The 23,094-nt window shown below is 69.2% G+C and carries 19 protein-coding genes; 8 read left to right on the forward strand and 11 right to left on the reverse strand.

Annotation, left to right across the window (positions count from 1 at the left end; translation table 11 throughout):
* From secA to C5B96_RS08975, 8 genes are all read right to left on the reverse strand, one after another.
* Positions 1 to 2,761, reverse strand: a 2,761-nt coding sequence (gene secA / locus C5B96_RS08940; protein WP_104245073.1) for a preprotein translocase subunit SecA, incomplete at its 3' end; no start/stop codon positions are given.
* A gap of 139 nt (positions 2,762 to 2,900) precedes the next feature.
* Positions 2,901 to 3,638 carry a ribosome hibernation-promoting factor, HPF/YfiA family gene (gene hpf, locus C5B96_RS08945; protein ID WP_104245021.1) on the reverse strand — a complete coding sequence of 246 codons (738 nt, stop codon included), beginning with the start codon at positions 3,636 to 3,638 and terminating at the stop codon, positions 2,901 to 2,903.
* A 103-nt stretch (positions 3,639 to 3,741) separates the two neighbouring features.
* On the reverse strand, positions 3,742 to 4,494 hold the full coding sequence (locus C5B96_RS08950; protein ID WP_104245022.1) for a ComF family protein: 753 nt from the start codon (positions 4,492 to 4,494) through the stop codon (positions 3,742 to 3,744).
* A gap of 104 nt (positions 4,495 to 4,598) precedes the next feature.
* Entirely contained in the window at positions 4,599 to 6,296 is a 1,698-nt protein-coding gene (locus tag C5B96_RS08955) for a GerMN domain-containing protein (protein ID WP_104245023.1), read from the reverse strand.
* The gene (gene mtrB / locus C5B96_RS08960; protein WP_104245024.1) at positions 6,293 to 8,017 is read right to left on the reverse strand and encodes an MtrAB system histidine kinase MtrB; all 1,725 of its coding nucleotides are present in this window, start codon (positions 8,015 to 8,017) and stop codon (positions 6,293 to 6,295) included. Before mtrB ends, C5B96_RS08955 begins: the two co-directional genes overlap by 4 nt.
* 2 nt (positions 8,018 to 8,019) lie before the next feature.
* Positions 8,020 to 8,706 (reverse strand): MtrAB system response regulator MtrA, encoded by a 687-nt coding sequence (mtrA, locus tag C5B96_RS08965; RefSeq protein WP_104245025.1) that lies wholly within the window; start codon positions 8,704 to 8,706, stop codon positions 8,020 to 8,022.
* Positions 8,707 to 8,783: 77 nt separating this feature from the next.
* On the reverse strand, positions 8,784 to 9,392 hold the full coding sequence (locus C5B96_RS08970; RefSeq protein WP_104245026.1) for a hypothetical protein: 609 nt from the start codon (positions 9,390 to 9,392) through the stop codon (positions 8,784 to 8,786).
* A gap of 71 nt (positions 9,393 to 9,463) precedes the next feature.
* Complete coding sequence (locus C5B96_RS08975) at positions 9,464 to 10,582, reverse strand: hypothetical protein (protein WP_104245027.1); 1,119 nt, start codon at positions 10,580 to 10,582, stop codon at positions 9,464 to 9,466.
* A gap of 271 nt (positions 10,583 to 10,853) precedes the next feature.
* On the opposite strand from C5B96_RS08975, the gene C5B96_RS08980 reads away from it, so the two are divergent.
* The 5 genes from C5B96_RS08980 (at position 10,854) to C5B96_RS09000 (ending at position 16,743) form a co-directional block, all read left to right on the forward strand.
* Positions 10,854 to 12,173: a hypothetical protein gene (locus tag C5B96_RS08980; RefSeq protein WP_104245028.1), complete on the forward strand. Its 1,320-nt coding sequence runs from the start codon at positions 10,854 to 10,856 to the stop codon at positions 12,171 to 12,173.
* Between the two features lie 15 nt (positions 12,174 to 12,188).
* Positions 12,189 to 12,875: a DUF4129 domain-containing protein gene (locus tag C5B96_RS08985; RefSeq protein ID WP_104245029.1), complete on the forward strand. Its 687-nt coding sequence runs from the start codon at positions 12,189 to 12,191 to the stop codon at positions 12,873 to 12,875.
* Positions 12,872 to 14,302 carry a DUF4350 domain-containing protein gene (locus tag C5B96_RS08990; protein ID WP_104245030.1) on the forward strand — a complete coding sequence of 477 codons (1,431 nt, stop codon included), beginning with the start codon at positions 12,872 to 12,874 and terminating at the stop codon, positions 14,300 to 14,302. The genes C5B96_RS08985 and C5B96_RS08990 overlap by 4 nt, the downstream gene beginning before the upstream one ends.
* A gap of 85 nt (positions 14,303 to 14,387) precedes the next feature.
* The gene (locus tag C5B96_RS08995) at positions 14,388 to 15,374 is read left to right on the forward strand and encodes a MoxR family ATPase (RefSeq protein ID WP_104245031.1); all 987 of its coding nucleotides are present in this window, start codon (positions 14,388 to 14,390) and stop codon (positions 15,372 to 15,374) included.
* Positions 15,375 to 15,435: 61 nt separating this feature from the next.
* Complete coding sequence (locus C5B96_RS09000; RefSeq protein ID WP_104245032.1) at positions 15,436 to 16,743, forward strand: DUF58 domain-containing protein; 1,308 nt, start codon at positions 15,436 to 15,438, stop codon at positions 16,741 to 16,743.
* An 81-nt stretch (positions 16,744 to 16,824) separates the two neighbouring features.
* On the opposite strand, the gene C5B96_RS09005 is transcribed toward C5B96_RS09000, so the two are convergent.
* Positions 16,825 to 17,820, reverse strand: coding sequence for a stage II sporulation protein M (locus C5B96_RS09005; protein ID WP_104245033.1), 996 nt, complete (start codon positions 17,818 to 17,820; stop codon positions 16,825 to 16,827).
* 17 nt (positions 17,821 to 17,837) lie between these two features.
* Between C5B96_RS09005 and C5B96_RS09010 the strand changes: the two genes are divergently transcribed.
* Positions 17,838 to 18,701 (forward strand): RDD family protein, encoded by an 864-nt coding sequence (locus tag C5B96_RS09010; RefSeq protein ID WP_104245034.1) that lies wholly within the window; start codon positions 17,838 to 17,840, stop codon positions 18,699 to 18,701.
* 85 nt (positions 18,702 to 18,786) lie between these two features.
* On the forward strand, positions 18,787 to 20,361 hold the full coding sequence (locus C5B96_RS17130) for a hypothetical protein (protein WP_146078133.1): 1,575 nt from the start codon (positions 18,787 to 18,789) through the stop codon (positions 20,359 to 20,361).
* A gap of 424 nt (positions 20,362 to 20,785) precedes the next feature.
* Here C5B96_RS17130 and ahcY read toward each other — a convergent pair whose 3' ends face one another.
* A complete protein-coding gene (ahcY, locus tag C5B96_RS09025; protein WP_104245037.1) occupies positions 20,786 to 22,282 on the reverse strand; it encodes an adenosylhomocysteinase in 1,497 nt (498 codons plus the stop codon).
* A 52-nt stretch (positions 22,283 to 22,334) separates the two neighbouring features.
* Positions 22,335 to 22,544: a DUF3499 family protein gene (locus C5B96_RS09030; protein ID WP_104245038.1), complete on the reverse strand. Its 210-nt coding sequence runs from the start codon at positions 22,542 to 22,544 to the stop codon at positions 22,335 to 22,337.
* A gap of 59 nt (positions 22,545 to 22,603) precedes the next feature.
* Here C5B96_RS09030 and C5B96_RS09035 point away from each other — a divergent pair, with 59 nt between their 5' ends.
* Positions 22,604 to 23,044, forward strand: a complete 441-nt coding sequence (locus C5B96_RS09035; RefSeq protein WP_104245039.1) for a metallopeptidase family protein — start codon at positions 22,604 to 22,606, stop codon at positions 23,042 to 23,044.
* Positions 23,045 to 23,094: the final 50 nt, after the last annotated feature.

Consider the following 23,094-nt stretch of genomic DNA (forward strand, 5'->3'; position numbering starts at 1 on the left):
GCGGGGACGCCTGGCCGCGCTGGGCGTTCTTCGCAGCCGGGGGCACGGGTGGGGCAGCGGCGGGAGCGGCACCCGGGTTGGCCTCGGCCTGGGCGCGCTGGGCGCGGGCGGTGGCCGCCTGCTCCAGCTGGCCGCGCTCGTTGCGCACCTCGACCCCGCCCGAGTCGCTCGGTGCGGTGTAGCTCAGCTGCTCGACGGAGGCGTTGCCGCTCTCGAGGCCCTTGGCCTGCACGCTCGGCGCATCCACAGAGCCCGCCGGGGTGTTGACCTCGACCTCGAGGTTGAAGAGGAAGCCGACGGCCTCTTCGCGGATCTGGCCCATCATCTGCTGGAACAGGGCGAAACCTTCGCGCTGGTACTCGACGAGCGGGTCGCGCTGCGCCATGGCGCGCAGGCCGATGCCGTCTTTGAGGTAGTCCATCTCGTAGAGGTGGTCGCGCCAGCGGCGGTCGATCACGGTGAGCACGACGCGGCGTTCGAGCTCGCGCATGGCAGCCTCGCCGAGGGTGGCCTCACGGTTCTGGTACGCGATCTGGGCGTCGGAGAGAATTTCGCGGGCGACGAAGTCGCGGCTGATCTTTCCACGGCTGCCCGCCTCGGCGACGACCTCGTCGATCGAGATCGAGACCGGGTAGAGCGTCTTCAGTTCCGTCCACATCGCGTCGAAGTCCCAGTCGTCTCCGTTGCCCTCGCCCGCATGGGTCTCGAGCACGTCTTCGACGACGTCTTTCAGGAACTTCTGGGCGCGCTCGTGCAGGTCGTCGCCTTCGAGGATGTGGCGGCGGTCGCTGTAGATCGCCTCGCGCTGCCGGTTCAGAACGTCGTCGTACTTCAGCACGTTCTTGCGGATCTCGGCGTTGCGGCCCTCGACCTGCGACTGGGCGCTGCGGATGGCACGGGAGACGACCTTCGACTCGATCGCGAGGTCGTCGGGCACGTTGCCGCGGCCCATCAGGCTCTCTGCGGCGCCGGCGTTGAACAGGCGCATGAGGTCGTCTGTCAGGGAGAGGTAGAAGCGGCTCTCACCGGGGTCGCCCTGGCGACCGCTGCGGCCTCGGAGCTGGTTGTCGATGCGCCGCGACTCGTGGCGCTCGGTGCCGAGCACGTAGAGGCCGCCGGCCTCGACGACCTTCTCGGCCTCCTCTTCGACGCCCGCCTTCACTTCGGCGAACACCTCGTCCCACGCAGCCTCGTACTCCTCAGGGGTGTCGACGGGGCTGAGCCCACGCGTGTTCATCTCCGTCACGGCGAGGAACTCGGTGTTGCCACCGAGCATGATGTCTGTGCCTCGACCGGCCATGTTGGTGGCGACGGTCACGGCGCCGAGTCGACCGGCCTGCGCGATGATGGCGGCCTCACGGGCGTGGTTCTTCGCGTTCAGCACCTCGTGGCGAACACCCTTCTTCGCCAGCAGCCGGGAGAGGTACTCGCTCTTCTCGACGCTGGTCGTTCCGACCAGCACCGGCTGCCCGGTGGCGTGGCGCTCGACGATGTCTTCGACGACCTGCTCGAACTTCGACTGCTCGTTCTTGTAGACGAGGTCGGACTGGTCTTTGCGCTGCATCGGACGGTTGGTCGGGATGGCGACCACGCCGAGCTTGTAGGTGCTCATGAACTCGGCCGCCTCGGTCTCGGCGGTACCGGTCATGCCGGCGAGCTTGTCGTAGAGGCGGAAGTAGTTCTGCAGGGTCACCGTGGCGAGCGTCTGGTTCTCGGCCTTGACGACCACACCCTCCTTGGCCTCGATGGCCTGGTGGATGCCCTCGTTGTACCGACGGCCGGCGAGGATGCGGCCGGTGTGCTCGTCGACGATCAGAACCTCGCCGTTCATGACGACGTAGTCCTTGTCTTTCTTGAACAGCGCCGACGCCTTCAGCGAGTTGTTCAGGAACGAGATGAGCGGCGTGTTCGCGGACTCGTAGAGGTTGTCGATGCCGAGGTAGTCCTCGACCTTCTCGATGCCGGGTTCGAGAATGCCGACGGTGCGCTTCTTCTCGTCGACCTCGTAGTCCTCGCCCGGGGTGAGGCGGGTGGCCACAGAGGCGAACTCCGTGAACCACCGGTTGGCCTCGCCCGACGCGGGCCCGGAGATGATGAGCGGCGTGCGCGCTTCGTCGATCAGGATGCTGTCGACCTCGTCGACGATGGCGAAGTTGTGGCCCCGCTGCACCATGTCGGCGGCCTGCCACGCCATGTTGTCGCGCAGGTAGTCGAAGCCGAATTCGTTGTTCGTGCCGTAGGTGATGTCGGCGGCGTACTGTTCACGGCGCTCGGGCGGGGTCTGGCCCGAGAGGATGACGCCCGTCGTCATGCCGAGGGCGCGGAACACGCGGCCCATCAGTTCGCTCTGGTAGTTGGCAAGGTAGTCGTTCACCGTGACGATGTGCACGCCCTTGCCGGCGATGGCGTTGAGGTAGGCGGGCAGGGTGGCGACGAGCGTCTTGCCCTCGCCCGTCTTCATCTCGGCGATGTTGCCGAGGTGAAGGGCTGCACCACCCATGAGCTGCACGTCGAAGTGACGGAGGCCCAGTGTGCGGCGGGAGGCCTCGCGCACGGCGGCGAAGGCCTCGGGCAGCAGGTGGTCGAGACTCTCCCCGTCTTCGAATCGTTCGCGGAGGCGCGGAGTCTCGTCTTTCAGCTCGTCGTCGGTGAGGTGCGTGAAGTCCTCTTCGAGAGCGTTGATCGCCTTCGCGTAGTTTTCGAGGCGCCGAAGCACCCGGCCCTCGCCGACACGAAGGACCTTTTCCAGAACTGAAGCCACGTTGAATCTCCTACCGAACCAGCCATTATCCAGCCGGTGATCATAGCAATACTAGTTGTCGAACCTGTTTGTCGTCTTGACGTGCGCTGGGGGCGCAGCGCCGAAGCACCACGCCCCCTGTGGAAGCGGAACCGGGTCTCTACGACAGCACCCGCTCGCCCTCTCGCACGTCGGCCAGGAGCGGGGTCGCGCTGTCATCGAGCCCGATGACGCCGTAGTCCCAGCCCTTCCGGCGGTACACGACGCTCGGCCGGGAGGTCTCGGCGTCGATGAAGAGGTAGAAGTCGTGCCCGACCAGTTCCATCAGGTAGAGCGCGTCGTCGACGGTCATGGGTGCTGCAGCGAAGACCTTCTTGCGGATGACGACGGGCGACCAGGCCTCGTCGGTCGAGTCGTCGTCGGCACGGTCATCCGGAGCCGAGCCCGACCCTGCCGCGGAGGCGTCGGCACCCTGCGTCTGCACGGCGCCGGTCGAGACCTGCTCGAGCACCTCCGCCTCTGCGGGCCGGAGGTCGATGAGGTTGAAGTCGGTGCTCGACGCCTCGCGGAGTGACACCGGGCGATGCTGCCCGCGGTGCACCTTCTTGCGGTCCTTGGCCCGTCGGATGCGCTCGAGCAGCTTGGCGATCGCGAGGTCGAAGGCGACGTACTTGTCGCTGCCCGCGCTCTCGGCCCGCACGACCGGACCGGGCCCGATCAGCGTGAGCTCGACGCGGTCGTCACCCGAAGAGGTGTTCGCGGAGTTGTGGCGGCAGACCTTGACTTCGAGAACGAGAGCACGATCGGCGAGAAGCGAGACCTTGTCGGCCTTCTCGGTGGCGTAACTCCGAAATCGATCGGTGATCCCTAGGTTGCGGCCCGTGATGTTGATCTCCATGGCATTCTCCTGGTCTCAAAAAGACGCGCCGCCTTGGGACCAAAGCGAGTTCTTCCGCGCCTTTTCACCCACCGTAGTCTTCCCGCCGGGTCGTGTCATCCGTTCACCCCATCTGCCCCTCCCGTTCAGCTGAGAGACGCACCGCAGACGTTCCGGTATGCCGGGGAGTGAATGCCAAGGTCACGGCGCCGACCACCGTCGCTCCGGCATGTTCGAGGGCCCTGCGGCATTCGATCAGCGTCGAACCGGTCGTCACGACGTCATCGACGAGCAGGAAGAACCGGCCATCCAGGGCACCTGAGAACTTTCTCCGAACTCGCAGGGATCCGCTGAGATTGGCTCGCCGGGCGCGCACATCGAGGCCGGCCTGGTCCACTGTCGCTCGCCCGACCCGCAGCGCCGATTCGACCCTCAGTCGGTCGCGCGGTCGATGCTCACACTGCGCCGAACGCAGCAGCAGTCGCACCGGATGGTAGCCGCGAGCGCGGAACGCCGAAGCGGATGAGGGAGCGGGAACGATCTCGAGCGAGGCTTCGGCGGGAAGTGCGGCAGAGGCGGCCGACCGGGCAGCCGACAGCGCCGCCGCGAGGGTGCGGCCGAGGGCGGGAGCGACGTCGGTGCGCCCGCATTCCTTCAGCGCCGACAGCGCCGAAGCGATGACCCCGCCGTACGGCCGGGACGCCCAGACGGCGAGCGGAGCATCCGCCCCCCGCTCGATCGAGAGCCGGAGCGGCGGGCCGGGTGGCTCGAGCGCCCGACGGCAGCCGTCGCAGAGCGCCCTGTCGCGTACTCCGCAACCGACGCAATCGGTGGGCAGCAGAACGGCGAGCGCGGAGGCGAGAGCAGCAGATGTCATGCGCCGACTCTGCCGCAGCGCATCCCGCCCGCCGCCGTCGCGAACGCGATCTGTGGAGAACCGACCCGCACCGCCTGCTGTGAAGGAGAGGCCGCGGCCCAGCCCTACGTCTGCGTCGCCAGGAACGCGACGGACTTCGCTGTAGTCTGCCAGCCGCTCCCCCGCTGCTGTTGCAGTTCGCCAGCCGATGTCAGCAGCCACAGCCCCGTCACATCGTTCGACCCGGCCAGCGTCGCACCGTTCGTCGGAACGGCCAGCGGGCTGCTCATCCCACCGATCTCCTGCACGATCACGCGGTCGTCGCCGCCCGCCGTCACCGTGAGCGACGCGATATTCGAAGCGTCGACCCAGGTCGCGTCGAGCGGCGTTCCCGGGCCGGATGCCAGCGTCACCGGGTCACCGAGCCGCTCCGGAGCGCCGTTCGCATCACGGATGACCGCCGCCACGACGAGCCGCGGCATCCCGTCGTTCACCGTCAGGGCCAGCACCCGCGTACCGTCGCGGGAGACATCCATCGACACGATGCCCGTGCCGCCGTCCCAGTTGACGGCCACAGGGTGCACCGTTCCGTCGCTGCCGTACGCCTGCACGGCCGAGGGCGCGCCCGCCGGCACCGTCCAGACGAAACCCGACGGGTCGAGGGTCGGCGGCAGCAGACCGGCGCGACTGTCGATCAGCACGGGCGCATTGTCGCCGGTCTGCACCACGTAGACCCCTTCTGCTGTGCCGACCGCCAGAACCCGAGCCGACGACGTGACCGACAGCGGCGCGAGCGCCTGCACCTTGTCACTGACCGACGGGATCGGCACCAGCGCGTTGCTCGTGAGGTACCCGAATGCGCCCGCCTGGTCGACAAGGGCCCGCGAATCGACGCGCGGGGCGAAATCGGGCGTCGCACCGGCCGGGATGGCGACGGGGTTCTGGTCGACCGTGACAGCGACCGCCGCGACGGAGGTCACCGACGAGAGCGTCGCATCGAGTTGCGCCTGCATACGCTGCAACGCCTGCGTCGGCTGCGAGAGCACCTGGCTCGACAGCGGCACGCTCGCCGTTCCGGAGTCGACCACCACCGCGGTGGTCTCCGTGCCGTCGGGGAACGCCGTGACGACTGCCCCCTGCCCGAGCCACGCCGTCGGCCCCGCGAGCAGCGCCTTCACCACGCGCGTGCTCGTCGTCTCGTCTTTCGGGAACCAGCGCACATCCGGAACCAGATAGGTGTAGCTCGGGTCGAAGAAGTAGAGCGAGTGAGAGGCGAAGACCTGGTTGAACCGCAACTGTTCGAGAATGATGCCGGGATTGGCCATGTTGATGCGCCACTGCCCGTCTTCCTGCGTGAACTGGAAGGGAATCGTCACCGCTGCCGTCGAATCGTTCTCGACGTACTCCCCCGACGCGTCGACCTCGGCCTGTGGCGTGACGCTCACGCTCATGGCCGTGTCGGAGACCGTCGTGAAACTCAGCTGGCCGGCATCGATGAGCACGCCGGCATTCGGGTCCCACTGCTTGTCGAAACCCTTCGAGAGAAAGCTCCGGGCGACCGCGTAGTCGTTCTGCGGGCTGGCGGCCGCTTGCAGGAAGCCGTTCAGAATCTGCGTCTGGTTGGCGTCGGGCACCGGCCCCGGCGGCAGCAGGATGACGTCGATGTCGTCGGGCGCCGAACTGGCCGGCTGCGAGTGCACGCTGCCGGTGTCGGGGATGCCCGTGCATCCGGCCAGCGCGATGACCGTCGCTGCGACGACTGCGGCGAGCGCGGCCAGCCGCGTGCGCCGGCCGAGCGGGCCCAGCCCCGTGCGCCGGCTCACTGCCCGGCTCCCGCCTGCAGGATGCCTGACCCCGCGTCATCCGGAGGCAGCGGCAGAGGAGAGGTACCCGCCGAGTGCCCGAACACCCGCGGCAGCGTGAGGCGGAAGCAGCTGCCCGCCCCCGTCTCCGACCACACTTCGAGCAGCCCGCGGTGGAGCGCTGCGTCTTCGAGCGAGATCGCGAGGCCGAGGCCCGTGCCGCCGATCGTGCGCTTGCGGGAGGGATCGGCGCGCCAGAAGCGCTCGAACACGCGCTCACTCTCGACCGCGCTCATCCCGATCCCATAGTCGCGCACCGCAACGGCGATCGAGGACACGTTGCTGTCGACCGAGACCACGATCGGCCGGCCCTCGCCGTGCTCGATCGCGTTGCCGAGCAGGTTGGTCAGGATGCGGCGGATGCGGCTCGCGTCGATCTCCACCTCGACATACCCGCCGGGCGCGAAGACGCGGATCTCCGAACCGGCGGAGGCGGCCAGCGGCTGCATCTGGTCGACGGCGTCTTCGGTCAGTCGCACCAGGTTCGTGGACTCGACGTTGAGGTCGGCGGACCCGGCGTCGAAGCGGCTGATCTCCAGGAGGTCGTTGAGGAGCAGTTCGAACCGCACTGTCTGGGTGTGCAGCAGCTCGGCCGTCCGGCCGATCGCGGGCTCGAACGTGTCGCGCTGGTCGTAGAGCATGTCGCCGGCCAGGCGGATCGTGGTGAGGGGCGTGCGGAGCTCGTGCGAGACATCCGACACGAACCGTTGCTGCAGCTGCGAGAGCTCGGCCAGCTGGGTGATCTGCCCCTGCATGCTGTCGGCCATGCCGTTGAACGAGCGGGCCAGCGTGGAGATGATGTCGTCTCCCTTGTCAGGGATGCGCACCTCGAGCATCCCGGCCGCCAGCTTTTCACTCGTCTCGGCTGTCACCCGGATGGGCTCGATGACGAGGCGCACGATGACCCAGGCCACGACGGCGATCAGGAGCGTCAGCAACAGGCCCGCCACCCACAGCGTCTGCTGCACGAAGCTCAGCGTCTGGCTGGCGTCTGCCAGGTTGTAGCCGAGATACAGCTGGTACTGGCCCGCGCTCGGAATCGTGAGCGGAGTGCCGACGATGATGCCGGCGTCTGTTCCACCCGTACCGTTCGGAAGGGCGACCGACTGCCAGTACTGGTTGAGGGTGCCCGCGCCAGCCGTGACGTCGCTCTTCAGCTGGTCGGAGATCAGTCCCTTCGCGGTGAGCGCCGGGCTCGCGAAGGGCAGGAACGACGTGGTGCCCTGGTCGTTCCCCGGGGCGGCGTAGATGGCGATGAGCCGGGAGGACGACGAGGAGGTGATCTTCGACTGCGCCGAGTTGAGCAGGGTGCTGACCGACGTCTCCGTCGTGGAGTCGGAGGCGTCGAAGATGGTCTGCGCCGCGTTCGCCGCCTGGTTCGAGTCGGCGAGCACCTGGTCGAGCCGCGAGTGGAAGAGGTCGTTGCCGATGCTGACCGAGGTGTAGATACCGGCGCCCAGCAGGGCGACGGTCGTCAGTGCGATGGTGATGACGATGGTGCGGAACTGCAGCGACCGGCGCCACCAGCTCTGCAGCTGGCGCGGCCAGGCGCGCCACTCCCGGGCGATGAAGGGGCCGATGTGGCTCCGCCCCTGCTTTGCGGCGAGGGGCGTGGGCGTCGCACCGGTTCGGGTGCCGACGCCCTGCACCGCGCCGGTGCCGGTGCCCGTGCTCACGCTCATGTTCAGACGACGGCGCCGGCCCGGTACCCGACACCCCGCACGGTCATGACGATGCGCGGGTTGTCGGGGTCTTCCTCGACCTTCGCGCGCAGGCGCTGCACGTGCACGTTCACGAGGCGGGTGTCGGCCTTGTAGTGGTAGCCCCAGACCTGTTCCAGCAGCATCTCGCGGGTGAAGACCTGCTGCGGTTTCGACGAGAGCGCGTGGAGCAGGTCGAACTCGAGGGGCGTGAGGTTGATGCGGCCCGTGCCTCTCCGCACTTCGTGGCCCTCGATGTCGAGCTCGAGGTCGCCGATCCGCAGCAGCCCGCCGGTCGCAGGGGCGACGGGCTTCTGCCGTAGGCGGGTGCGGATGCGCGCGACCAGCTCCTTCGGGTTGAAGGGTTTCACGATGTAGTCGTCGGCGCCCGATTCGAGCCCCTTGACGACATCCATCGTGTCGGATTTCGCGGTCAGCATGATGATCGGGATGCCCGACTCGGCGCGGATCTCGGCGCACACCTCGATGCCGTCGAGCCCGGGCAGCATCAGGTCGAGCAGAACCAGTTCGGGCTTCGACTCCTGGAAGGCGGCGAAGGCCTCGGAGCCGTCGGCGCAGAAGATCGGCTCGAAGCCCTCGGCGCGCAGCACGATGCCGATCATCTCTGCGAGCGCGGGATCGTCATCGACCACCAGTATGCGAGCATCCATGCTGATCAGGATAGTGGAGCGGTGCCCGGAGAGGGCTGCGTGAGCGTCTCTCCGGGCATCCACACCGCTGCGGCGCTCTATGGGACGACCGTGGCGGTCGGCGCCGAGGTCGTCGACGTCGACGCGTAGCCCGACTTGGCGCCGGTGACCCGCACCGTCAGCTTCTTGCCGACGTCGTTGGCGTGCACCGTGCGCGTCGCCGCGGTGGATCCTGTGATCGCCGCGCCGTCGCGGTACCACTGGTAGGTGAACGTGACGGGCGCGGGGCCCCAAGTGCCGGGGTTCGCGGTGACGACCTGGCCGACCTTCGCGGTACCGGTGATGGTCGGCACGGCTGTGCTCAGCACACCCTGCACCACCGCAGAAGCCGCGCTGGTCACGTAGGTCGAGGCGAAGCCGGTCTTGCTGCCGGTCACCCTGACCTTGATCGTCTTGCCGGTGTCGGCCGACGCGGGAACGTAGGTCGCTGCCGTCGCGCCGCTGATCGCGACACCGCCGGCCAGCCACTGGTAGCGGAGCGTGACCGGCGCGGGCGCCCAGGCACCGGGGTTGGCCGTGAGCGTCTGGCCGACCCGCGCCGTGCCGGTGATCGTCGGCGTCGCCGTGGTGAGGGTGCCCGCCGTGACCGCGGCCGTCGGCGCGCTCTCGGTGGTGGCGGTCGTGTAACCGGCCCGCGTTCCGGTCACCGCAACGGTGAGGGTCTTGCCGGGGTCCTGAGCTTTCGTCGCTGCAGGGCACCGCTTCGGGATGCTTCACGTCACCGCACGACGGTTCCGACCTCTATCTTCTGCGTAAGCCGAACAAACCCGGGGGTGTAGACGTCATAGGACCAGAAGATCTTGTGGCCGAGATCATCCGGCGCGATCGTGTACCGCCCATCGGGACCTATGGCTGTCAGACTCTTTCCGTCGTCTCGAGTCCACTGATACGAGACCACGTACGGGGCCGGTACGATTTTTCCGACCTCGCCGGACACCGTCGCGCCGACACGAACATCACCCTTCACTGAGAAGGTGTCGATCGAGTCGTAAAGGTGATGATTCGGGTCCGCTCGCAGGTCTGTCCACTTGACGCTCGAATCCCTGCCCCCGGCTACGAGGACCGACTGAGAATATGCCTCATTCGGCTTGTCGGAGTACCACTCGTCCACAAGCTCGAACGAGTCGGCTGGTGGAATGAAATGAAGTTTGTACTCCCCGTCAGGCAGGCCTCCCAGCACGAATCGTCCGTCCTGATCAGTCTGTGTCGAGTACGGCAGTTCACCTGAGCCGAAGGCCCGCACCTCGACGTCGGGAAGCATCCCGAGATCCTCTTCACCAGGCCGGGCTACTCCGAAAACGGCACCGCTGATGCTTCCGGTGCCCACGGGATGTGTGGGTGCCATCGGTGTGGCGAGGAGTTCGACGTCGGGGATCGACTTCGCTTTCCCCGATGAGACGACGACCGGCTTGGCCCCAGCAGACGTCGGCAGGTTGTCGAACCACTCGTCGGCATGCTGGCCCCCGCCCGAGAAGAACAGGGTGTACGTGCCCGGTGCGACGCCGGTGAGGGCGTAGGAGCCCGAGCCGTCGACCGGAGCCGTGTAGAGCTGCGTGTCAGCGGTCGCATCGTAGAGAACGGCGGCGACTCCACCGGCTGCGATCGGGTCGGCGGGGTCCGAACTTGTGATCGTGCCGGTGACGGACCCGGCGCGTGTGGCGCTGAGGGCAGCGGCGTTCTGACTGGCAATGCCATCGGACGACGCAGCCGACGGAGAGCAGGCGGCGAGGAGGAACAGACCGGTGAGGCCGCCGCCGACCAGCGTGGCCTTCCGAAGGTGCCGGGCAGCGCGGGGGCTGCCCGAAGGCGACGTTGTCGCCGAAGAATATTTCGACATGAGGTGCTTTCTCTGGGAAATCTGCCAAGCAATTGCAAGGCAGGAATCCTCACGGTAACGAGAGAATGAGTTTTAATCAACAAATGCTGATCGAATGTCGTTTTTTGACCGAATTGGTACAGCTTCCCGGTGGACGCCGCCAGGTGGGTGTCGGCGGGGTGTGCGAGCATGGAGCGCGTGGAACTGCCAGAGGCAGGGCGGGGGGCACGTCGAATCCGGTGGCAGTCGCTGGCCGGGTACGTAGATGGTGCGACGGAATGAGGGAAGACCGGTGACCGACAACCACGAGCAGCAGGCGGCCGTGCCGCCTGTCGAGCCTGTGCAGCAGGCGGCTGTGCCGCCGTTCGAGGCCGCGCAGGTGGCGGCTGTGCCGCCGGTCCAGGCGCCGCGATACGGGGAGTACGCGTACGCGCCGCCGCCCGGGTACGCGCCGCCGCCGGGGTACGCGCCGGCGCCGGGCGCGGCGGGGGCGGGGCAGGCGCCGTGGGTGCCGCCGATCAAGCCGGGGCTCGTGCCGCTTCGACCGCTCGGGTTCGGCACCCTGCTGGGGGCACCGTTCCAGGTGCTGCGCCGGAACACGGGGCCGACACTCGGCAGCGCTCTGATCATCCAGTTCGCCATCGGCATCGTGACGGCGCTCGTGGTGGGCGGCGCCGCGCTGCTGGCATTCAGCCGGGTCGATTCCGCGTCGGCCGAGGATTACGACGCGGTCAGCGCGGGCGCCACGGCGATCGTGTTGCTGAGCACGCTGGTGCCGATCGCGGTCGCACTCGTCACCGGGGCGCTGCTGCAGAGCATCCTCGTCATCGAAGTGTCACGCGAGATCCTCGGCGAGAGGCGGCGCATGGGCGAGCTGTGGCGCGCGGCCGGGCGGCGCATCTGGCCGCTCGCTCTGTGGACGCTGCTGCAGGCGGCGGTCATCGTCGTCGTGCTGGCCGTCGTGGTCGGCGTGATCGTTCTGCTGGCGATGCTCGGCGGGGTCGCGACCGTGTTCGCGGTGATCGTCGGCATCGTGTCCTTCCTGGGGCTCGCGGTTCTGGCCGCCTGGCTGACGACGAAACTCTCGCTCGTTCCCTGCGTGATCGTGCTCGAACGGGCCGGCGTGCGACAGGCCATCGTGCGCTCCTGGCGACTCACCGACCGCTCGTTCTGGAAGACGCTCGGCACCGAGTGGCTCGTCTCCGTCATCGTCTACACGGCGTCGCAGGTGGTCGTTCAGCCGATCAGCCTCATCTTCGGCCTGGGCGTCGGGGTGCTCGCACCGAACGGCACCGACAGCTCTGGTTTCTCTTCCGAATGGGTGCTGATCGGCGGCCTCTACCTGCTGATCGGGGTGATCCAGCTGGTGTTCGGCGCGATCAGTGCGGTGGTGCAGGCGGCGACGGTCTCGGTCATCTACGTCGACCTGCGCATCCGCAAGGAGGGCCTCGATCTCGAGCTGATCCGGTTCGTCGAGGCGCGCGAGGCCGGGCGCACGAAGCCCGACGACGATCCGTTCCGGGTCGCCACGGCCGCCGGTGCCGCCGGTGCGGCCGGCGCCGCGGGCACGTCGCAGGCCGGCGAGCCGATGCAGCCCGAATCGCGAGTGTGAGGCCGGCGCGGCGACATGCTCATCCTCCTCCACGCGCTCGGTGACGTTCCTGTCGATCCGCCGGCTCCGGATGCCCGGCAGCTGCTGCTCGACGAGCTGAGCAAGCCCGAATACCAGGCCGCGAAGCCGACCTGGCTCGACCGCGCTGCGGAGGCGGTGCAGAACTGGCTCGGCAGTCTCGTGCTTCCGTCGGGAGGCAACTTCGGCGGCCTGCTGCCGCTGCTGGCCGTGATCGTGCTCGTCGCTCTCGTGGTGATTGCGTTCATCGTCTTCGGGCGACCGCGTCGCAACCGGTCCGCCGTGGCGACGCTCGATGCGCTCTTCGGTACGGATGATCGGCGGAGCTCTGCGGAACTCCGCCGGTCCGCGGCGGCCGCGGCACGGGCCGGCGACTTCCGCACGGCGATCGAGGAGCTGTACCGCGCGCTGGCACGGAGGCAGGCCGAGCGCACGGTGGTCAGCATTGATCCGGGCACCACGGCGCAGGAGTTCGCCGTTCGCGCGGGCGGGTCGTACCCGGCCGAGGCGACGCGGCTCGGTTCGGCGGCGCGGGTGTTCGACGAGGTGCGCTACCTGGGGGCGCCGGGAACGCGCGAGCAGTACGACGAGCTCACAGCGCTCGAGGCAGCGCTCCGCGATGCGCCCCCGGTGCGGCGGGCGGCCGTGGGCGGCGGCGCCCCGGCGAAGGCGGGCACACGATGAACGCCGGGCTGACGTCGAAACCTGCGGCGGGTTCGCCCGCGGGGGCACCGGCGAAAGCGGCTACAGCGGCATCGACACTGCCAGCGACGGCGTCAGCCACGGGGGCGACACCTGCGGCCACGCCGACGGTGCGGGCGTTCTTTCGGCGGTGGTCGTTCTGGGTGGGCGCGGGCGTGTTCGTCGTACTCGCGAGCCTCGTGCTGCTGCTGATCCGTGGGGCCGGCGGCGCGGGCGCGGGCGAACTGTCGATCACCAGCGCGGCACCCGGTGGGGCAAAGGCGGTGGCGGAGGTGCTGCGCGGGCAGGGCGTCACCGTGACAGCGGTCGGGTCGCTCGACGAGGCCGTGCGGGAGGTCGCGCGGGCGGGTGGTGGCGCGGGTGGCAGCGCCAGCGACAGCGGCTCAGGCAGCAGCGGCACCGGCGCTCCCCCGGGCACCGCCGAACCGACCGTGCTCGTCTTCGACCCGAACGGCTTCCTACCGATCGACCGCACCGACGATCTCGCCCGGCTCGGCGGTCACCTGGTGCTCGTTCAGCCCGACATCTTCACTCTCGATGCCCTGGCGCCGAGCATCTCGGTCACCGGCCAGGTCGAGAACAGCAGCGTCGTCGAGGCGGGTTGCGCGGTACCGAGCGCCGAACGCGCGGGAACGATCACCACCTCGGGGACGGCCTATCGCGCCTCGGGGGCGTCCGGGGAAAGCGACACGGGCAACGGCAGCGACACCGACACCGACACCGACGGCAGTACCACCACCACCGAGTGCTTCGAGACCGGCGACGGCGGCTACTCACTCGTGCAGGCCGAGACCGCGGGTTCCGTCGTGACGGTGGTGGGGGCATCCGATGTCCTGACGAATGAGCACGTGATCGAGGCGGGCAATGCCGCCCTCGCGCTCGGCCTGCTCGGCCAGAGCGACGAGCTCGTCTGGTACACGCCGTCGGAATCCGACGTCACGGCGACCGGGCCGCCGAGCCTCGCGACGCTGACGCCCGGCTGGGTCACCCCGCTTTTGCTGCTGCTCGTCGTCGTCTTTCTCGCGGCAGCGGTCTGGCGGGGGCGGCGACTCGGCCCGGTCGTCGTCGAGAACCTGCCCGTGATCGTTCGCGGCAGTGAGACGGTCGCCGGTCGGGCGCGCCTGTATGCGCGCTCGAACGCGCGAACGCGGGCTCTGGATGCTCTGCGCATCGGCAGCGTGACCAGAATGTCGGGCCTGCTGGGGTTGCCGCGCTCGGCGGGGTTGCCCGAGATCATCGCGGCGGTCTCGGCACGCACCGGCGTTCCCGCCGTGGAGGTCGCCGACGTGATCGTGAACCGGCTGCCCTCGTCGGAGGCCGAACTCCTCGCGCTGTCGCAGCAGCTCGCCGCGCTCGAGCGGCGGGTGCAGGTCGCGGTCGGCCGCGCGAGCCCCGGCGGATCGCCGTGAAACCGATGTGCTCCGCGACACGGCGGTGCGAGCATCCCGCTCACCCCCTTCTCGACCCGCAGAACCCCGACACAGAAAGCCGAGCATGAGCGACATCTCCCCTGAGGCACCCCGGGCATCCGACGACGAGTTGCGGCTCGCCCTCTCGCGCGTGCGCACCGAAGTCGGCAAGGCCGTCGTCGGGCAGGACGGCGCCGTCACCGGCCTGCTGATCGCCCTGCTCGCACGCGGGCACGTGCTGCTGGAGGGCGTGCCCGGCGTCGCGAAGACGCTGCTCGTGCGGTCGCTGGCCTCGGCGCTCAGCCTCGACACGAAGCGCGTGCAGTTCACGCCCGACCTGATGCCGGGCGACGTGACCGGCTCGCTCGTCTACGACGGGCGGTCGGGGGAATTCCAGTTCCGTGACGGGCCGGTGTTCACGAACATCCTGCTCGCCGATGAGATCAACCGCACTCCCCCGAAGACGCAGTCGGCGCTGCTCGAAGCGATGGAGGAACGCCAGGTCAGCGTCGACGGGCTCTCGCGCCCGCTGCCCGACCCGTTCCTGGTCGCGGCGACGATGAACCCCATCGAGTACGAGGGCACGTACATGCTGCCCGAGGCGCAGCTCGACCGCTTTCTGCTGAAGCTGACCCTCGACATCCCCGAGCGTGACGTCGAGATCGCCGTGCTCGCGCGGCACGCGGCGGGGTTCAACCCGCGCGACCTCGGAGCGGCCGGGGTGACCGCCGTGCTCGGCGCCGCACAGCTGCACCAGGCGCAGGCGGCCGTGCGGGCCGTGGGGGCGGCTCCGGATGTTCTGGCCTACGCGGTGGACCTCGCCCGTGCCACGCGGCAGAGCCCGTCGGTGAAGCTCGGAGTGAGCCCGCGCGGCAGCACCGCGTTGCTCGCCTCGGCGAAGGCGTGGGCCTGGCTGAACGGATTCGCCTCGATCACCCCGGACCACGTGCAGGCGATGGTGCTGCCGGTGCTGCGGCACCGCATCCAGCTGCGGCCGGAGGCGGAGCTCGAGGGCGTGTCGGTGGATTCGATCCTGCGCGGCATCCTGTCGCAGGTGCAGGTACCGATCTGATGACGGGTGGCGCTGGCCGGGCGCTGCGCTCGGCGATGTCGACAGCGGAACGGCGACGCTGATGGCGGTGTCGGGGCGGTTCGTGCTGCTGGTCGCGCTCGGAGCCGTGCCCATCGTGCTGCTTGGCCAGGCGTACGGGCTCGCCTTCGAGGCGCTCGGCGGGTGGCTCGTGCTGGTTCTGCTGCTCGGGGTGCTCGACCTGCTGCTGGCCGCGTCGCCGAGGGGCGTGCTGGTCGAGCGCGACCTGCCGTTGCGGGTGCGGCTCGGGCAGCCGGCCCGCAGCGACCTCTATCTCACCAATACAGGGCGGCGGGCGCTCCGCGGCACGGTGCGCGATGCGTGGCAGCCCGCCGCGGGGGCCGTCGAGACCCGGTTCGCGCTACGGATGCCCGCCGGGGAACGGCGGCTGGTGAGCGTCGAGCTCCGCCCGTTCAGGCGCGGTGAACGCCGGGTCGAGCAGGCGGGCATCCGGAGCTTCGGGCCGCTGGGGCTCTGGGCGAGGCAGGTGAGCCTCGTCGCGCCGGGGCGCATTCGCGTGCTGCCCCCCTTCAACTCCCGGCGGCACCTGCCCTCGCGACTGGCCCGCCTGCGGGAGTTCGACGGGCGTACGAGCGTGATGATCCGCGGCCAGGGCACCGAGTTCGACAGCCTGAGGGAGTACGTGCGCGGCGACGACGTACGGTCGATCGACTGGCGCGCGACCGCCCGGCGCGAGGAGGTGGTGGTGCGCACCTGGCGGCCCGAGCGGGATCGCCGCGTGGTCATCGTCATCGACACCGGGCGCACGAGCGCGGCGCGCATCGACAACGAGCCACGGCTCGACACCGCCTTCGAGTCGGCGCTGCTGCTCGCCGCCCTCGCGAGCCGGGCCGGCGACCGCGTCGATCTGATCGCCTACGACCGGCGGGTGCGCGCGCGGGTGCAGGGCGCGACCGGCCCCGAGCTGCTCTCCCGCATGGTGGATGTGCTGGCCCCCGTCGACCCGGAGTTGCTCGAGACGGACTGGTCGGCCGTGCCCGCCGAGGTGCGCACGGTGACGAACCAGCGGGCGCTCGTCGTGCTGCTGACCTCCCTCGAGACGCCGGGGTCGTCGCGCACGCTGCTCGCGGTGCTGCCGCAACTGACCCAGCGGCACACGGTTCTGGTGGCGTCGGTGACCGATCCGGCGACGTTCGCCGCGGTGGGGCAGCGGGATGATCGTGAGCAGACCTACACGGCCGCGGCGGCCGAGCGGGCGCTGCTCGACGTCGCCCGCGTGGCGGCGGCCGCGCGCCAGCAGGGCGCGGAGGTGGTGACGGGGTCGCCGGCGGAGCTGCCGCCCGCGGTCGCGGACCGCTACCTCGCGCTGAAGGCCGCCGGGCGGCTGTAGCCGCACAGCCCAGGCGCCCGTCCCCGGCGCGGGCGGGCGCGGTGTGGCCGGGGCGACGGGCGCGCCCCGCGGCCGCGCCCGTCAGGCCGCGATGAGGCGCCGGGCGCCGGCGTCGAACTCGTCGAGGTCGCCCGTCTCGCCCGCGCGGTAGGCGCGGCCGCCGACCCACACCATGTAGAACACGAACGCCCCCAGCGCGACCGCGCCGATGCCGAGCTTCACCGGCCACGGCAGCGGCGACGGCGTCACGAAACCCTCGATGACCCCGGAGACGAGCAGCACGAAGACGAGCCCGATCGCGACCGTGAAGAGGGCGCGTCCGTCTTCGGCGAGCGCCTGGCCGCGGGTTCGGGCGCCGGGCGCGATCCACGACCAGAAGATACGGAGGCCCGCCGCCGCGGCCACGAAGATCGCCGTGAGTTCGAGCATCCCGTGCGGCAGAATGTACTGGAAGAACACGTCGGCGTGCCCGAAGTGGAACAGCACCGCCGCGTTCACCCCGAGGTTCAGCGCGTTCTGCAGCAGAAGGTAGGGAACGTAGACGCCGACGATGCCGAATGCAACGCACTGGGCCGCCAGCCACGCATTGTTGGTCCAGACCTGGCCCGTGAACGATGCAGACGGGTTCTCGGAGTAGTAGCCGACGAAGTCCTGCTCCGCCACCTTCTGCAGGTCGGCGTCGCTGCCGAAGTTCGCCAGAACGCGCGGGTCGTTGAGCGCCCAGCTCGCGTAGAGCGCGCTCACCACGACGGTCGCGAGGGCGACGACCAGCACGATCCACCGCAGCCGGTAGAGCGCAGCGGGCAACTGTAAGGCGAAGAACGTCGGCAGCTGCCGAAGCACATTGCCGCTCGAACCGGTGAAACGGAGCCGCGCGCGGGAGAGCGACACCGAGAGGCGGTCCCCCGCAACCGTCGATCCTGCAGCCGTCGTGATCGCCGAGAGCTCACTGGCTCCGGACTGGTACCGCTCGATCAGCTCGTCGGCCTCGGCCCCCGAGAAGTTGCGGCGTCGCCCGAGGTCATCGAGGCGATCCCAGTCGGCTCGATGGGCGGCAGTGTAGGCGTCGAGGTCCATCTGCTTAGATGATAGCCATGGCAGCGCCACTTCTCAGCCCGGCATCGCAGCCGCACTCGCTGGAGTACAGCGACGAGCTGCTGGTCACCGGCGAGGCCGTCGCGCTCGACGTGCGGCCGGCGAACTTCATCCTGCGCGCGGCCGGCACCATGATCGACATCCTCGCGTCGGTGCTGCTGATTCTGCTCGCCGTGGTTCTCGTCGGACTCTGGCAGAGCGCGACCGGGGCCGACCCTGCGATCTCGCAGGCGATCATCCTGTCGAGCGTGGTGTTCTGCATTGTGATCGTGCCGACCGCCGTGGAGACGCTGACGCACGGTCGATCGCTCGGAAAGCTGGCAATCGGCGCGCGGATCGTGCGCGACGACGGCGGATCGATCTCGCTGCGCCATGCGCTGATCCGCTCGTTGACGGCCGTGCTCGAGCTCTACGCGACGTTCGGCGGGCTCGCGATCCTCGTCGCGCTGCTGAACCCGCGCGCCAAGCGCCTCGGCGACCTGCTCGCGGGAACCTACAGCCAGCACGAGCGGGTGCCGCGGCTGGTGTCGTCGGCGCAGCCGCTGCCCGCCGCTCTCGCCGAGTGGGCTTCCGTGGCAGACGTGGCGCGCCTGCCCGACCGGCTCTCGCGGCGCATCGCGCAGTTCCTGGCGGAGGCGCCTCGCATGGTTCCGGATGCCCGTGCCCGCCACGCGGCGCAGCTGGCAGCCGAGGCGGCTCCGTTCGTGTCGCCCGTTCCGCCGGTGCACCCCGAGCTGCTGTTGCTCGGCATCGCGGCCCTCCGCCGGGAGCGCGAGGCGCGCGCCCTCGCCCTGGAAGCCTTACGGCTGGCCCGCCTCGGCCCCGCCCTGTCGGGCCTCCCACACGGCTTCCCGGAGCGCTGAAGCACCCTCACCCTGAAGCAGAGACTTGCTCGACTCTGCTTTCGGGCGCTAGAGTACCGGCATGCCTCAGTCTCGAAGAAAACTCATGTCTGTTCTCAGCGGTGTCGCCGCCGTCGGCGCCTTCGCTCTCGTCACCCTCGTGTCCCCGCTCTCGGCGCAGGCCGCTACAGACGTGATGACGGGCTCCGCGCCAATCTCAGTCGCGGTCAACGAGAGCAACCACCGGGTGATCGTCGCGAACGCCGGCTTGAGAAGCGTCATGATCTTCGACGGCTCGGAAGCGGGCCCCACCAAGATGTCGCTCAACACTGGAGAGGAGGCGGGCGGTATCGCCGTCGACTCGGGCCTGCAGCTCGCCTTCGTGACGCTGCCTGCGGCTGACAAGGTCGCGGTCGTCGACCTCGGCGCTGCGACCCCGGTTGTGCTTCGCACGCTCACTGTCGGCTCAGCTCCGAACTCGGTGGCAGTCGACCCCATCTTGCACCGGGTGTTCGTCGTCAACAACGGATCTGCGAACGTGTCGAGTTTCATCGGCGACGATGCAACCCCTACGATCACGACCATCGCGGTCGGGGCTGCTCCCCTGGGCATCGCTGTCGACACGTCTTCGCACATCGTCTTCGTTGCCAGCAGCAGCACGAGCACTGTTGCTCGCTTCGACGGCGCGGCGGCCGCGCCCGTACCGACGACGATCTTCGGGGTTACAAATGCCGGTGGCATATCGGTGGATACTAATGCGCGTACCGTTTATGTTGTCGACGGCGGCAACGGAAGGCTCCTTCGTTTCAGCGCCAACGAGGTGACGCCAACCCTTGTTTCGATAGCAGTGACAGGCACCCCGAGTGCCGTTCTAGCCGATGCTGCGACCGGCGAGGTCTATGTGGCAACGCGCACGCCTGACGCGCTAGTGCACTTTGACGGCACAAGGGAAGGTACACCCGTCTTCACGACCTCTCCCGGCGTCGGCTCGGTCCCGACAGCACTGGCCATCGACACGCAGTTAGCCGACCGTTACGTGTACGTCGGCCACCGTACATCCACCTTCGTCAGTCGAATCGGGGCGATAGCGCCGAGCGCGCCCGTGATCACATCCGGCTCGCCACCCGCGGCCACCGTCGGCGTGCCCTACAGTTTCACATTTACCGCTACAGGCCGTCCGTCTCCGCAATTTAACAGCACCTTCGGTCTCGGCGCTGCGTTCCGGCTTGACGCCGCCAGCGGTGTAGTAAGTGGCACGCCCACTGCGGTCGGCCCGATCACCTTCCGGCTCGAGGTTCTCAACGGTGTGGCGCCTTCGGCGGTTCAGAACGTGACCATCGAGGTCAATGCTGCGCCCACCCCGACACCGACCCCCACTCCGACTTCGACCACCACATCGACCCCGACGCCGACGGGCACGGGCACCCCTGGCACCGGAGGCAACGGGGGCGGCACTGGTACGGGTGCCGGTACCGGAGGCGGCACCGGGGGTGCAGGTGTCGGCGGATCGGGTGGAAGCGGCAGAAGCTCTGGCGGCGGAACAGGCACCGGCGGGTTGGCACACACCGGCCAGAGCCTCGACGGCGTCGCGCCGATTGGCGTGGCTGGGCTGCTGCTTCTTGCGGTCGGTGCGGCAGCGGTGATGGAGCGCCGCGCGCGAGCGAAACGGACGCGCTCGTAGCCACAGCGAGAAGAAAGCGCCGGGCCCGTCAGAACGACGGGCCCGGCTCTTTTTGCATGTCGGCTGGGTCAACCGTTCTCACAACGCAATTGAGGATGTGCCGACCGTTGGTACGCCCTGGCACGGCTTTGGCGCCCCGCTCCGCGGTTACGCCCCGCTGACGGGCTTTCTCCGGAACCGGGACGGGGTGGGGCCGCCGGGGCCACGCGGTGGTGCCGCCCTTGTGGCGCCGGGGCCGCGCGGTGCCGCCAGGAAGGCGGGGCGGGCGGCGCAGCCGCCACCACCACCACCGCAGGGCGGGCGGCGCAAGCGGCTGGCGCAACCACGCGGGACGCGGCGGCAATCGCGCGGGACGGGCCGGCGCAACCGCCGCCGGGGCCGGGCGGCGCAGCCGCCGGCGGGGACGCAGCCGCCGACGCGGCGGTCAGTAGCGGTAGTGGTCGACCTTGTAGGGGCCGGCGACGGGGACGCCGATGTAGGCGGCCTGGGCGGGGGTGAGCTCGGTGAGCTCGACACCGAGGGCGGCGAGGTGCAGGCGGGCCACTTTCTCGTCGAGGATCTTGGGGAGCACGTAGACGCCGACGGGGTAGTTCTCCGGGCTGCCGTAGAGCTCGATCTGCGCGAGCACCTGGTTCGTGAAGGAGTTGCTCATCACGAAGCTGGGGTGGCCGGTGGCGTTCCCGAGATTCATCAGGCGACCCTCTGAGAGCACGAGAACCGAGCGGCCGGTGGGGAGGCGCCACTCGTGCACCTGAGGCTTGATCTCGACCTTCTCGGCACCGGCGACGCGCTCGAGGCCGGCAATGTCGATCTCGTCGTCGAAGTGGCCGACGTTCGAGACGATCGCGAGGTGCTTCATTCCGAGGATGTGGTCGACGGTGATGACGTGCTGGTTGCCGGTGGTGGTGACGAAGATGTCGACCTGGTCGAGCACGGATTCGATGCGGGCGACCTGGAAGCCGTCCATCGCGGCCTGCAGGGCGTTGATGGGGTCGATCTCGCTGACGATCACGCGGGCGCCCTGGCCCTTGAGCGCTTCTGCCGCACCCTTGCCGACGTCGCCGTAGCCGACGACGAAGACGACCTTGCCGCCGATCAGCACGTCGGTGGCGCGGTTCAGCCCGTCGGGCAGGGAGTGGCGGATGCCGTACTTGTTGTCGAACTTGCTCTTGGTGACGGAGTCATTGACGTTGATGGCCGGGAAGAGCAGCTGGCCGGCCGCGGCGAGCTCGTAGAGACGGTGCACGCCGGTGGTGGTCTCTTCGGAGACCCCGCGGATGTCGGCCGCGATGCGGGTCCAGCGGTCGGAGGAGGCCGCCAGCGAGCGACGCAGCAGGTCGAGGATGACCGTGTACTCGTACGTGTCGGAGGATGTCGCAGCGGGCACCGCACCGGCGAGCTCGAACTCGCGGCCCTTGTGCACCAGGAGGGTGGCGTCACCGCCGTCGTCGAGGATCATGTTCGGGCCGGTGAAGTCCGCGTCGGCCGCTGCAGCCTCGGCGCTCCAGTCGAAGGCCTGCTCCGTGCACCACCAGTACTCTTCGAGGGTCTCACCCTTCCAGGCGAAGACGGGAACGCCCGCCGGCGCCGACGGCGTGCCCGTGCGGCCGACGACGATGGCTGCCGCCGCTTCATCCTGCGTCGAGAAGATGTTGCAGCTCACCCAGCGCACCTGAGCGCCGAGGTCGACCAGCGTCTCGATCAGCACAGCGGTCTGCACCGTCATGTGCAGCGAGCCCATGATGCGAGCACCCGCGAGCGGCTGCGACTCGGCGAACTCGGCCCGCAGTGCCATCAGCCCGGGCATCTCGTTCTCGGCGAGCCGGATCTGGTGGCGCCCCGCTTCGGCGAGCGACAGGTCACGCACCTTGAAGGGCAGCGAGGTGGCGGTCGGGGCGGCAACGGGGGGTGCAGAAGTCATGCCTCCATTATCGCCCCTGCCGGTGCGCGCGCCGGGAGGAGAGGAGGAAGTCTCAGCCGTTGCCCACGGAGACGTACCGCACGACCTGCCAGCCCCGCGGGGCCGACATCGACTGGGTGTGGCGGGCGCAGAGGTCGTAGCTGCCCGGCTCGTGCTCCATGCTGAGGGGTCCGAGCACGGCCATCGAGTCGGCGTAGACGTACGTGAGGGTCGAGACGGGCTCGCTCTCGCACGCCACCCGCGAGCAGGTTCTGATGTTCATCCCTTTCAGGGTAAGCCGGATCGGGCCGCGCCCCCGGTGCCGCGCCGTAAGCTTGACCCATGCCACGTTCACGGCGCTCCGGTTCAGCGAAGACCTCCTCGACACGGTTCCGCAATCGTCACGGTCGAAGCCTGCGATCGTCTGTCACCGGCCCGCACCTTCCGCCGCTCCGCACCCGCATCGACCTGTTCGAGATGACGGTGGCGTCGACCGCCGACTATCTGAAGGGCGTCTGGCCCGAGGAGCTGGCAGATGTGCGGTTCGAGATCGGCGCGATTCCGCTCGGGATGCCCGCAGAGGGTGCTCCCGTCGCCCGCTGGAGCGTGATCGGGCGGCGCATCATCCTGTTCCGGCTGCCGATCCAGCGCATGACGAAGCTGCACATGGACGACGAGCTGCACAAGCGCATGGCGATCGAGAGCTGCGTCTTCCGCGCGGTCGCCGAACTGCTCGGCAAAGACCCGTGGGACCTGGCGCCCGACCGGTTCCGCCACTTCTGACCCGGCCGCAGGGCCCCCGGCCGCCAGACACCCGGCCACCAGCCACCCGG

The organism is Subtercola sp. Z020 (genome assembly GCF_002931235.1).
Taxonomy (GTDB): Bacteria; Actinomycetota; Actinomycetes; order Actinomycetales; family Microbacteriaceae; genus Subtercola.